General features: G+C 41.3%; 13 protein-coding genes. 9 read left to right on the top strand and 4 right to left on the bottom strand.

Annotation, left to right across the window (positions count from 1 at the left end; all coding sequences use genetic code 11):
- The first annotated feature begins 481 nt into the window (after positions 1–481).
- Genes nikA through E0496_RS08065 form a run of 6 tightly spaced genes read left to right on the top strand, consistent with a single transcriptional unit; the run spans position 482 to position 6521 of the window.
- The gene (gene nikA, locus E0496_RS08090; protein ID WP_141501092.1) at positions 482–2098 is read left to right on the top strand and encodes a nickel ABC transporter substrate-binding protein; all 1617 of its coding nucleotides are present in this window, start codon (positions 482–484) and stop codon (positions 2096–2098) included.
- Position 2099: 1 nt separating this feature from the next.
- Positions 2100–3044: a nickel ABC transporter permease gene (nikB, locus tag E0496_RS08085; RefSeq protein WP_141501091.1), complete on the top strand. Its 945-nt coding sequence runs from the start codon at positions 2100–2102 to the stop codon at positions 3042–3044.
- Entirely contained in the window at positions 3041–3931 is an 891-nt protein-coding gene (nikC, locus tag E0496_RS08080) for a nickel transporter permease (protein ID WP_141501090.1), read from the top strand. The genes nikB and nikC overlap by 4 nt, the downstream gene beginning before the upstream one ends.
- Positions 3931–4842 carry an ABC transporter ATP-binding protein gene (locus tag E0496_RS08075; protein ID WP_141501089.1) on the top strand — a complete coding sequence of 304 codons (912 nt, stop codon included), beginning with the start codon at positions 3931–3933 and terminating at the stop codon, positions 4840–4842. Before nikC ends, E0496_RS08075 begins: the two co-directional genes overlap by 1 nt.
- Positions 4835–5620: an ABC transporter ATP-binding protein gene (locus E0496_RS08070; protein ID WP_141501088.1), complete on the top strand. Its 786-nt coding sequence runs from the start codon at positions 4835–4837 to the stop codon at positions 5618–5620. The genes E0496_RS08075 and E0496_RS08070 overlap by 8 nt, the downstream gene beginning before the upstream one ends.
- A gap of 43 nt (positions 5621–5663) precedes the next feature.
- A complete protein-coding gene (locus E0496_RS08065; protein WP_141501087.1) occupies positions 5664–6521 on the top strand; it encodes a DMT family transporter in 858 nt (285 codons plus the stop codon).
- 201 nt (positions 6522–6722) lie between these two features.
- Here E0496_RS08065 and E0496_RS08060 read toward each other — a convergent pair whose 3' ends face one another.
- The 3 genes from E0496_RS08060 to E0496_RS08050 all read right to left on the bottom strand — a co-directional run bounded on the left by E0496_RS08060 (position 6723) and on the right by E0496_RS08050 (position 9096).
- Positions 6723–7901 (bottom strand): MFS transporter, encoded by a 1179-nt coding sequence (locus tag E0496_RS08060; RefSeq protein ID WP_141501086.1) that lies wholly within the window; start codon positions 7899–7901, stop codon positions 6723–6725.
- 41 nt (positions 7902–7942) lie between these two features.
- Entirely contained in the window at positions 7943–8395 is a 453-nt protein-coding gene (locus tag E0496_RS08055; RefSeq protein WP_141501085.1) for a MarR family winged helix-turn-helix transcriptional regulator, read from the bottom strand.
- A 257-nt stretch (positions 8396–8652) separates the two neighbouring features.
- Positions 8653–9096, bottom strand: a complete 444-nt coding sequence (locus E0496_RS08050; protein ID WP_141501713.1) for an Lrp/AsnC family transcriptional regulator — start codon at positions 9094–9096, stop codon at positions 8653–8655.
- Between the two features lie 120 nt (positions 9097–9216).
- Between E0496_RS08050 and E0496_RS08045 the strand changes: the two genes are divergently transcribed.
- A complete protein-coding gene (locus tag E0496_RS08045) occupies positions 9217–9762 on the top strand; it encodes a cysteine hydrolase family protein (RefSeq protein ID WP_141501084.1) in 546 nt (181 codons plus the stop codon).
- A gap of 168 nt (positions 9763–9930) precedes the next feature.
- Here the strand turns inward: E0496_RS08045 and E0496_RS08040 are convergent, their stop codons facing one another.
- On the bottom strand, positions 9931–10272 hold the full coding sequence (locus E0496_RS08040; protein ID WP_277755839.1) for a winged helix-turn-helix transcriptional regulator: 342 nt from the start codon (positions 10270–10272) through the stop codon (positions 9931–9933).
- A gap of 135 nt (positions 10273–10407) precedes the next feature.
- Here E0496_RS08040 and E0496_RS08035 point away from each other — a divergent pair, with 135 nt between their 5' ends.
- Both E0496_RS08035 and E0496_RS08025 read left to right on the top strand, forming a co-directional pair.
- A complete protein-coding gene (locus tag E0496_RS08035) occupies positions 10408–11316 on the top strand; it encodes an SDR family oxidoreductase (RefSeq protein WP_141501082.1) in 909 nt (302 codons plus the stop codon).
- 886 nt (positions 11317–12202) lie between these two features.
- The coding region (locus E0496_RS08025) for a helix-turn-helix domain-containing protein (protein ID WP_161601338.1) at positions 12203–12595 on the top strand (393 nt) is incomplete at its 3' end.

The following is a 12595-nucleotide window of genomic DNA, read 5'->3' as shown; positions in this document are numbered from 1 at the left end:
ACAACGAATGAGAGTAAGCTCTACTTATGATTGTGCTTTTTTATCCAGTAGATTTGTATCCTATTTTGGCGTAATGATCCACATCTCGCTTTCTCCATCATTTTTATCTGCAAGTCCATTCCGCTCAATAGTAAAAGATAAACAGGAGAAATCCATGACCATTTAGAGTTATTTGTGTGAAGGAATGATGACATTTGTTTCTAACGCAATAACGTCACAAAGCGGTCAATTCGGGGTTCAAGGATAGCTAGAATGCTGTGTTGGTTTTCAAACGTGTAACGTGTAATATCTTATCTTCACAGAATAGATCGTATGCTTCATATTTCATATAGCCTCGATCGAAGTTAAATGAAACGGTAGGGTGCTCAAGTACATGGCTCTTACGAGTCATAGGCTTGAATATGGAATTCATATACAATTTATGTAACCTTCCCACATGTTTAGAGGAGGGCTAATTGAATGAAAAGGGGAATTTTTGTTTATGTATGCAATGAAAAAGAGGTATCCAAAGTTTTTAAAGCTGACTGGAGCTTTGTTGTTAATACTCGCTTTTATTATGGCTGGTTGTTCCAATCAGGTTAGTAACAATAATGGTGATACAATTAGCAGTGAGCAGCCAGCTCCTGCAGAGAAGAGCTCAATAACAGACGATAACAAAAAAATAACAATAATTCATAGTCTTCCTTCTGAGACATTAGACCCTCATAACGGCTGGATTGCACTTAGAGCGGGGGTTACTGAAACACTTGTGCGTTTGGATGAAAATATGCATGTTACGCCATGGCTGGCTAGCAAATGGGAGGCAAAAGACGATGTAACTTGGGTTTTTACAATCCGAGATGATATTGATTTCCAAGATGGAACTAAACTGGATGCCGCTGCTGCCAAAGCTTCCTTCGAGCGGGGCATAACAGATAGCAAAGCGCTGGCTGCCTCGCTTAAAATTGCTTCTTTGGAAGCGAACGGTCAGGAGCTTACGATTAAAACAACGGAGCCTCTTCCTGCTTACCCAACAGAGCTGGTTCATCCAACGACAAGCTTGATTAGTGTTGCTGCGGAAACGTCCATGGGTAAAGAGAAGTTTAACCAAGCTCCTGTTGGGACAGGACCATTTAAAGTAACAAGCTTTGTATCAGGTAAAGAAATTAAGTTGGTACGAAATGATGCTTATTGGGATGAAAAAGCACGATTAGCTGAAGTTACTTTCCAGTCCAACGCTGATGCCAACATTCGTACTTTGGCTTTTCAGTCCAAGCAAGCAGATATTGTATATCATTTGTCCCCAGAGTCGCTTGAAGCAATCAAACAAGAGCAAGACTTATCTGTCGAATCCGTGACAAGCCTTCGTACCCATTATTTCACGTATAATCCTGCAAGCAACAATGTAACGGATATCCAAGTGCGACAAGCTATTGATAAGCTCATTGACCGAGATGCTATTGTGAATGATATTATGCTTGGCCATGCGATGCCTGCCAATGGACCATTCAATTCAACTTTGCCGTTTGGCAATTCGGAAGCCGCTCAGAAGCTGGACTCAGTAGGAGCATTGCAACTTTTGGAGAGTGCAGGATACACCGCCGGAGCAAACGGAAAGCTGGAAAAAGACGGGAAGGCTCTTACATTAAAACTCATTGCGTTTAGCGGAATCAATCCGGAATTGCCGCTAATTCCTCTGGTTGTCCAATCCGAGGCAGCCAAGATTGGTGTTACCATCGAAATCGTTTCTGTTGAATATCCGGAAGTATATATCAAGGATCAAACAGATTGGGATATATCTACTTCTAGTTACTTAACTTCACCACGTGGTGATGGAGGTTCATTTCTAAATTCTACTTATATTGTTGGAGGATCGTACAATCCAGCTAATATTCATATTGATAAGCTAGATCCGATTATTAAGCAGTTGAATGCAACAGGTGAAGTAGCACAACGAAACGAACTGACTCGTAAAGCTGTTGAAATCATTAATGAAGCAATGCCGCATTCTTACATTATTAACCCCAATATTCTCGTTGGCGTGAACAAGCGTGTTGCGAACTGGAAGCCAGGGGCAGAAGAGTTTTATATCGTGACCAATAAGCTGGATGTGAATTAAAATGCTTTGGCATTTCGCCTCAAGGCTCATACAACTTGTGGTTGTACTTCTATTGCTTAGTATAGTGACATTTATTTTAATGAAGCTGGCACCGGGTGATCCGGTGCTGGCTATTTTACAAGCTAGCGACGGTGCATTATCACAAAGGGATCAAGAGACTATTCGAGAGGAATTAGGCTTAAATACACCCATTTATGTCCAATATGGAAGCTGGCTACGAAATGTGCTTAATCTCGATTTGGGGAAGTCGTTAACGAATAACCGCGAAGTATGGACGATCTTAATGGAGAGACTGCCCGCGACCGTGTATCTGTTTCTTGGCGCAATTGCTGTTCTGTTCATTTTTTCTGTTCCTTTAGGCTGGCTGGCGGCGAAGTATAAGGGCCGACTTCCAGATACCTTCAGTAGGCTATTTGCTATTTTGGGGGCATCAATACCGAGTTTCTGGCTTGGTCTGCTGTTGGTCTATGTATTTTCATATCAGTTGAACTGGCTGCCAACGATGGGTAGCGGTACTATTATGCATCTTATACTCCCCTCGGTAACGCTTGGCTTTGTCATCGCGCCTGAGTACATTCGTCTGTTACGCGCAGGGCTGATCGAAACATTATCACAAGATTATATTCTGGCTGCCAAGTCAAGAGGTATAACGAATAGAAGTATTTTATTTCGTCATGCAATGCCCGCCGCCCTGATGCCTATTGTATCTCTTCTCGGTATAAGCATGGGTGCTTTGATGGCAGGTTCTGTTGTAACCGAGTCTCTATTTGGTTGGCCAGGGCTAGGCAGTACGGCTATAGAAGCAATCAGATTACGGGATTATCCGGTTATTCAGGGCTATGTCATGTTAAGCGGATTCTTTTTTCTGGCGACAAATTGGCTTTCGGATATCGGCCTGGTCATTCTAGACCCTAGAATTCGATTGCAGAAGGTAGGGCGTATATGAGAAGGAACAAGAAGGAGCCTGCATGGATTAATCGAAATCATTTGTTTAACTACCCCATGTTAATTGTAGGTTCGGCAATAGCCATTTTTTTTCTGATACTGACTTTAATGGGCTCGTGGCTTGCTCCGAATGACTCGCTACTTATTCAAATGCAGGACCGACTGCTTCCCCCCAGCTACACATATCCTTTAGGTACCGATCATCTAGGTCGTTGTATTCTATCTAGATTGCTTGAGGGAGCACATACAACCCTTGGCTTATCTCTAGCGGTCATTGCAGTTGTCACAGTAATTGGAGTTCCGATTGGTTTACTATCCGGATACATAGGAGGAAGAGTGGATGCGGTACTCATGCGGTTGGCGGATGGCTCTGGCGCGTTGCCTGAATTTCTAATCGCGGTAGCCGTTGCGGGTATTCTTGGACCTGGACTGATTAATGTAATGCTGGCAGTCGCATGTGTGAAATGGATTGGCTACGCCCGTGTTGTAAGAGGCATTGTTACGTCTGAGCGGCAGAAGGAATATATTATGGCGTCCGTAGTAGCTGGAAGTTCTATTGGAAATGTAATTGGGCGTCATCTGCTCCGCCAGATTGCTTCTCCTTTAGGAATTTTAATAGCTGGTGATATTGGCAGAACCATTCTACTTATATCTGCTTTATCTTATTTGGGATTAGGTGCACAGCCGCCTGCTCCAGAATGGGGAGCCATGCTCAGCGATGGGCGCCCATATTTTCAAGCGGCATCGCAATTAATGATCTATCCGGGACTATGTATTTTAATGGTCGTCCTCGCTTGTAATCTGATTAGTGATGGGATGCGTGAGCTGTTGGATGTGCGTGGGCAGTCAACTATTAATTTTCGAAATGGCCGCAAGGGGGAAACGTGATGGTAGCTGTTAATCGTAGTTTAGTGTACAGAAACGATCTCAAGCTAACCTATTCTTTACAGCAGAGTGCTGCAAAGGTTGTTCTGAGCGTAAGGCAACTGCAGATTGAGACAACTATTAATAGACAAGATGTGCTAGTGCATGAAGTTTCGCTAGAGCTCCGTGAGGGAGAAATGCTTGCCTTAATAGGGGAAAGCGGCAGCGGTAAAAGCTTGACTGCCTCTGCGATTGCCGGATTGCTGCCGAATACGCTCAAAGTGTCAGGAGAAATTGTATTTAATGATTATGATCTAATGAAGTTGAAGGAGAGGCAATGGAAACAGCTTCGTGGCAAACATATCGGTTGGGTATTCCAAGACTATCAAAGCAGCTTCACTCCCTATCTCACAATAGGTTCACAACTGATCGAAATTGTTCGAACACATGAACCTTTATCAAGAAGAGAGGCGAAGCAAGTGGTATTAAGCTGGTTGAATCGGGTTGATGTGCCCGCTGAGCACGCGTACAGCAGCTATCCCTTCCAACTGAGTGGTGGACAGCGTCAACGAATTGCACTTGCTGCTGCGTTAATGCTTAAACCATCATTATTAATTGCAGATGAACCGACGACTGCCCTTGATGTGCTGAACAGTAAGAAAATAATGGATTTGATTATAGAACTTCAGGCTGAGACGGGCTGTGCAGTTCTTTTTATAACTCATGATTTGCGGCAAGTATGGGGAAGAGCAAACGAGCTTGCGGTGATGAGAAGAGGCCGAGTTGTTGAATCAGGCATAACCTCACGGGTAAGAGAACGGCCTGATGATCCTTACACTCGTGAGTTATTTGCTGCTTGTCCAAGGTTGATTCCACCAGGTGAGCTAGAAGAGGTTATGTCGTTTGCTACTGAGAGGTGTCTGTTTAGTGAATGAACTTCTGGAAGCACGGCAATTGCTGAAGAGCTACAAGCGAAATGGCAAAGCACTTAATGCTGTGGAGGAACTGTCTTTTGTTATTAGACAAGGTGAATGCGTGGGATTGGTTGGAGAAAGCGGTAGCGGGAAAAGCACGCTTGTTCGTCTCCTGCTTGCTTTGGAGAGTCCGAATCATGGGGAAGTCTATTTACAGGGACGCAGTCTAAACGCTGCAAAGAAGCGAGAGTTACGAAGGATGCGTAAGGATATTCAGGTCATATTTCAAGACTCTACAGCTTCTCTAAACGATCGTTTGCCTGTATGGCGCTCTGTTATTGAACCATTAGATAATTACCCAAGCTTCATTCCTCCATATGATCCTACGAGGAAGCTTGGTCGAAGAGAAAGAGCGTTGCACTTGTTACAAATGGTTGGCTTAAAGAATGAGCATATGGATCGATTCCCTCACGAGCTAAGCGGAGGTCAGCGCCAGCGTATTTGTATTGCTCGTGGTATCAGCTTAAACCCTGCGTTGCTAATCTGTGATGAACCCACATCGAGTCTTGACGTGACAACCCAAGCACAGATTCTGAAGTTGCTGAAAGGCTTGCAACGGCAATTAGGAATGTCTATCTTTTTTATCTCACACGATCTAGCCGCTGTACAACACATGAGCAATCGTATGTTAGTCATGCACGAAGGCCGAATTGTGGACCAATTTGAGAGCTCAGCCATATGGAGTGAAGAGCGCCATATATATACACGCATGCTGATTGCAGCTTCTCAATATTCATAATTTATTTGAATACATTCTATTCATTGGCTTAAAGGAGAAAAACATGAAAAATGGTGTGGTCTTTGCGTTACTTTCTGCGTCAGTGTTCAGTGTCATGAATGTACTTGTGAAAGCGGTTAGTAATCATATTCCAGCAGCAGAAATCGCCTTCTTTCGGGGACTGATTGGAACCATATTAATTCTCTTCTTTATGCATTACAGCAGGATGAGTTTTTCCCGCAATGGTATTCCCATGCTTGTTATCAGGGGTTTAATGGGTGGATTATACATGCTCGCTTTTTTTTATACGCTGTCCAAAATGCCGTTGTCTGATGCGAGTATTTTGGCACAGACGTCTCCAGTATTTGTAATTTTATTATCTGGACTTATTCTGAAGGAACGGATATCTGGAAGCGCTGGATGGCTGCTTGCTCTTACCTTTATTGGAGCGATATGCCTAGTTAATCCCATTCAATATTCAAGCTTTTCACTGATCGCTCTTGTAGGCTTACTAGGTGCGTTATGCTCAGCAGCTGCAAGTATCTCGATTCGTTATTTAAGCAAGTCACATCCTTCCTATGAAATTGTGTTTTATTTTGTTGCTACTTCTATGCTTATCGCCATTCCATTTATGTGGCATTCGTTCGTCATTCCAAGTTGGGTTGACATTACATATTTGTTTGCCATTGGGGTTGTCTCACTACTGGGACAAATTTTTCTTACGAAAGCCTTCACCCATGAGAACGCCGTAGTTGTCCAAATGATTAGTTATTCAGGATTACTAATGAATGTTCTGTTTGGCCTTTGGTTTTGGCGCGAAATTCCAGACGTAATTACGTTTATTGGGGGGTTTCTTATTATTGTGGGCTGCACAGGGCTATCTGTTATGAAGCAGCGTCAGGTGAAAGAAGTTTCAGTCTAAACTAAATTCCCATCGATCAGGAGCAAAGGAAGACAATAAAAGTAACATTGTATGATGTGTGGTGAAAAGACGGAGTCCGAAGTATGGAAGATTCTCATATCTCACACTAGGGCAGAGTGTTCGCATATTACTTATATCGTTACCTCGGACCGGAAGTATAGGTCTTGAAGTCCCCAAAGGGGACCTAAGTAGTAACAAGATTTAATGGTGAGGCTTCTTTAATTTTATGCTTGAAATGACAAACGCGATGGCAAGCACAATTGCCGCAAATGCATACGGCATATCGATGTTGGTATCAAATAAAATACCGCCAATAATTGGTCCTAGTATGATGCCGAAGCTTGTGTATGCAGAATTCATACCTGCAATATACCCTTGGTTTTCCCCTGCTAGTTTTGATAAAAAGGATGTCACAGCAGGACGTAAAATATCACCAGAGAAGAATACAATACTCGTAATGACAATCATCGTCCAGTAACCGTCTATTAAAATCGTAATAAAGATAAATATAGCAGAAGAGAGTAAGGTTAAATTAATTAGCATTCGTTCCCCAATGGCATTGACTAACTTTCCAAAGAATAAAATTTGAGAGACAACTCCAGCTATTGAACCAATCGTAATAATGATTGAAATATCACGGACGGTAAAGCCAAACTTTTCATCGACAAATAAGCTAAACATCATTTCATAAACGGCGAGTCCGAATGCTAGTACGAACACGACCAGTAGTGGGGTGAAGTACTGTGGCTGAAAAGATTTTTTAAACTCTTGAATAAACTTTGGTCGTACAGCGGATTCGCGATTTTTTTGCAGTTGGTCTGTTGGTATAGATTCCTCTAATAGAAAGAAAATAACAATGGCAGTAATAAATGATATGGCAGCAGCAAAGAAGAACGGTACGCGTATCCCAAACTCTGCAATAAATCCGCCGACTCCTGGTCCAATTATAAATCCTAAACTAATCGCAGCCGATTGGTAGCCTAGCCCTTTTGCACGATTTGCTAGCGTAGTTTTATCGGCAATATACGTAACTACAGCTGGCATAATGAAGGCCGCGCCTACACCGCCAAGGAAACGGCTCACAAATAATAGCCACATTTCATTTGAAAAGCCAAACAGTACCTCTGAAAATGAAAATATCAAAAGGCCGATGACCATCATTTTTTTACGTCCGATTGAATCGACCCATACACCTGTAAAAGGGGAGGCCAGAAACTGTGCAAAGGCCATCGCTGCGAACAAGTAACCAACAACGGCACCACTTAATCTTAGATCCTTCGCAATCGATGGCATAACCGGTGCGGCAAGTCCCATCCCTACATAAGCAATAAATAAACTAGATAATGCAAGGGCGATAGATATTTTTTCTTTTCGATTCATAATTGATTCCCTCTAAATTAATTGTAAAACAATTCACCGTCCTATATGTTGGGGGGTGAAATGGATACATTCACTTTCTTCATTGTTCGTAATACATTCTCCAATTGTTCTAGATCAATGTCAGCGAAGTGCTTCTCCATAAATTCTTTATCTGCTTCTTCGCTTAATGCCTGATAATCAAGACCTTTCTCTGCTAATCTGATGAAAAACTCGCGATGTTTATTTGGGTTGGCCTCGCGCTTGATAAAGTTTTGTGCTTCGAGCTTCGATAATACTTGGCTCACAGCACTTTTAGAAATCGCAAATTTCTTGGCGATTTCATTTGCTGTGATGCGTGGATTGTCCTTCATAAAAAATAAAAACGCATCTTGCTGTGTTGTTAAATGATAATCGTTGAACTTTTGAGCGTTTTTATTGTACAAAAGATAATTCAAGTAATATTCACTTAAAACGACAGTTAGCTCTTTATACATTTTTTGATAATCTGAAAGCATAATATTCTCCTTGCTAATAAGATAAGTTAAGTTAAGTGAACTAAACTTGATAAACGTATGTTATATGCTAACATTTTTTTTGTCAACAGCTTTTTATTTCGCAAAGAAAATGAAAAATATAAGAAGTTCTAGCTTTTGTTATGCACCCAAAACGAAAGATAAAAGCCGAATGAATACCAATATTTGTACCCTAGATTTCGAATCGGAAATAGAAGTTCATTCTTATGAGGCCGACTAGTATGCCGAGTCATACTTCATTATATTGTGGCAGTCAATGGATTACGTTGTTTAATTTCATTTATGGATAAGTTTACACTATAGTTCCCATACGCAAGAATTTCATTTAGAAAAAGATTCAATTTTTCTTGAGAATTAATTTTTACTTTTAGATGGTAACAGCCTTCTCCTGATATCCGGTGAGCTTCAACTACCTCATTTTGTTCATTAATAAATTGTATGAACGAATTATGATTGGATGTTTTCATATAAATAAGGATAAATGCGGTATAAGAAAGTCCTACTTTCATTTCATCGACTATTAGCGAGTAGGCTTTAATTACGCCACTATCCTCAAGTTTTTTAATACGATTCCCTACCGCCTGTCCCGTCATATGGATTTGTTCACCTAAGTCTTTCCACTGAATACGTGAATTCTCGGTTAATAACCGCAGGATCTGAAAATCAATGTTATCAAGCTCCATCATAAACTCCTTTCAGCATGAAAGCATTTGGTAGTAAAGCATTTCATCAAGTTATCGATAGAAATCAACATATGATTTATGATTTTAATGTAACAAAATATGATAGTTGAGGTGGAGAAAATGAGCACAGCGTTAATTATTATCGATATTCAAAATGACTATTTCCCGAATGGAAACATGGAATTGGTCAATCCCGATAAAGCGGCTGCGAATGCTGCTAAAGTTCTTAAGTGGTTTAGACAGAACAATAAGGATAACATTTTTCATATTCAACATATCGCAGCAAATCCAGCAATTGGATTCTTCCTTCCAGACACAGAGGGTGCTGAAATACATGAAACGGTTCAGCCTTTGCAAAATGAAAGTATCATCATTAAACATTTCCCTAACAGCTTTTTAAATACGGATTTGGAAAGTAAATTAAAGGAAAGGGGCGTTACCAAGGTCGTTGTTGTTGGTATGATGACACATATGTGTATTGATGCAACAGTAAGAGCAGCAGTGGATTTAGGTTTTGAAGCTACACTTATTGAAGATGCATGTGCGACACGTGACTTATCTTATGAGGGTAAGGACGTTACTGCTGAACAAGTTCATTATGCGTTTGTCGGTGCACTTAACGGTATCTATGCCAATGTAATTTCTACCGAGCATTTTGTGAAATAATAAGCTAGTTCAAGCTTACAAAACAAAGAAATCGCAATAATTAAATATTTCAAAACTTTAATAGTCTGTCCAGAATTTTTTTTCTGAACAGACTATATTCATTACAATTCCTTTGGTTGTTCGCTATAAATCTGAGGTCGTTCTTATCTTTTCTGAAAAATTTGGTTATCAGGATTTTTTAGGATTATTTTCGATATGGTTCAAGCCCCATTTCTCCATATGATGAAGTATCGAGTGAAGGCTCTTACCGGTATCGGACAGAGAATACTCTACTTTGGGTGGGATTTCAGAATAGACTAGTCGGTTCACCAGCCCATCGCTTTCAAGCTCACGCAGTTGGCGAGTGAGTGTACGCTGCGTAATATTGGGAAATTCTTTTCTTAATTCATTAAACCGTCTTACGCCAAAAATCGAAAGCTTGTGTAAAATGAGCAATTTATACTTGCCCCCGACCATATTGACCGTATATTCAACCGGACATTGTGAGCAATTTGAGTCTTGTGTGTCCAACATGGTCCCTCCTTTTAGGTATCCTTAGGGATACTATATATCAATGATGTGCGTACTTACATAAATGAGTTTAAGTCTTTAATATATAACTATAATCACAAAATTACTTTTAGTAAATGAAAGGATGACGATGAGATGGAAATAAAGGATAGAATATTAGTTTATGGAGCTGGTGGCGTACAAGGAGGGGCAGTTGCTAGCAAGCTTGTGAAAGAAGGATATGCTGTTCATACAATAGTAAGAAATTCGGACAAGGCTGCCCAGCTTCAAGAACAAGGCATTACCGCCTTTGTTGGAGATCTAACCGATGCAGCGAGCCTCATTCCAGCTCATCAAGGTGTCAGCAAAGTGTTTCTATTGATGCCGGTGGACTACGATTTAGAGCGTAATCGACAATTCATCCGCAATACCGTAGATGCTGCCAAAGCAGCTAATGTTAAGCTTCTCGTTTTTAATACCAGCGGTTTCTTTACAGATGAAGTTACTGGTGTTGCTGCTTATGATATCAAGAGGGAATCGATTGCTTATTTGAAGCAAAGTGGCGTTCCGTTTATCATCCTTCAACCTACATTTTATATGGAAAACTTCCTTATCCCCGGCGTTGTAGACAATCAAACACTGGCTTATCCTGTACCAGCCGATTCTCCAGTCGCATGGATCAGTATGGAAGATGCGGCTACTTACAGTGTACATGCACTTAAACACACAGAACTGGCAGGGCAAGCGTTGCCTATCGTAGGACCTGAGGCGCTGAGCGGGAATCAACTGGCTGAACAGTTTAGCATCGTATTGAATCGAAAGATAAAATTTTACTCTCTTCCTGTGGAAGTATTCAATGAAGCATTATCTCCGATGCTGGGTAAGGAAACAGCAGAAGGTCTGGCGGACTCATACAAATGGCTTGGATTAAGTAATCATTTTCATTTATTACCTAAACCAGAGCAAGTCAGCGATGAACTTCGTTCTGCCACTCCGGGCACTCCGCTCACAGAGTGGGTGAAACAAGCTGTGCAGAATGGATTTTTCGCACCCGTCTCTAACTAATACCTGAACGGTGACTACCCAAAAACTATACAAAGGGTTCTGCATATTACGCACGATTAATATGTGGAGCCCTTTTTTTGTTTACCTTGCCCGTCAAAGACTTGACCATTCATGGCTAGATCATTCAAGGCAATAAATGTCCATATACAAGCATCAACCAGTTATAGGCATAGATAGGTGGACATGATTAGAATAAGATATATGTATGGAAATCATGCATCAGAGAGGAATAAAAACATTAGAGCCTTAGGGAAAGAGACGAGCAGGGGAGGCTAGTGCCTGACCTCAACAAAATTCTAGTGGAATGAAGGCTCTGGCTGATTACATCCACGACAAAGGTCTAAAGTTCGATATGTAGTCCTGTGCCAGTGATCCTGTGTAATTCAAAGGAAACAAGCTGATGAATTGTATCAAGCGGCAAGACCATTATAGAAGGAGAACTTCAACTGAAGATACATCCTGAGAAAACAAAAGTGGTGTACTTCGATGAAAGCTTCGAGTTTCTGGGATTCGACTTTGGAAAGAATATCTTGTCCTGCCGGATGCAAAAGTGAAGGAGTATAAAGTTAAAGTTTATACGATCACCAAAAGGCAGCAAGGAAATAACCTGGACAAAATGATCAAGAAGCTAAACAAAGTATTGGGAGCCGCGGGTATGGCCTTTCTAACAGATATACTTACCACTCATGTCTAAGTTTAGTTGTAAAATATGCAGCCCGGAGTGAAGACGACTCACTTCTGAAGATGGGGAACTGACGAAGGAATTCATATGCACTTGACCTAGGTGCAATGGGGTATAGTTGTAGAAACCCCCTGCGTCAGACTAGTTGTCGTACCCCTCTCTTGAAAGTATAGTGAATAGAAAGAGAGACTAAGGTGGATGACAATGACTAAACCGAGTAAAGAGATGAAGCTTAAGATACTGCAACGAATGATGCCTCCGAACAATGAGTCTGTAAGTCAGATCGCAAGGGATAGTGGACTATCTGAAGGAACACTGTATAAGTGGAAGAAGTTAGCTCGGGCACAAGGGTTTGCAATGCCTGCTGGGGAATTGGGAACTGAGAAATGGAGTACACGAGATAAGTTCTCTATCGCTGTGGAGACCATGACGTTAAGCCAGATCGAGTTAGCGGAATACTGCCGTTCGAAAGGATTGTATGTCGAGCAAGTTGAAGCTTGGCGAGATGCATGTATGCAAGCCAATGGCGGTGTTGCTGAGCAAGCTACAAAGCTACAAAAAGAACTTCGCGTCAAAGAACAAGAAGTGAAAGTACTC

Origin of the sequence: Paenibacillus luteus, assembly GCF_006542765.1 — a bacterium.
In the GTDB taxonomy this organism is placed as follows: domain Bacteria; phylum Bacillota; class Bacilli; order Paenibacillales; family Paenibacillaceae; genus Pristimantibacillus; species Pristimantibacillus luteus.
Note: the sequence above shows the minus strand (reverse complement) of the source record. Positions and strands in the feature narration are given on the sequence as shown.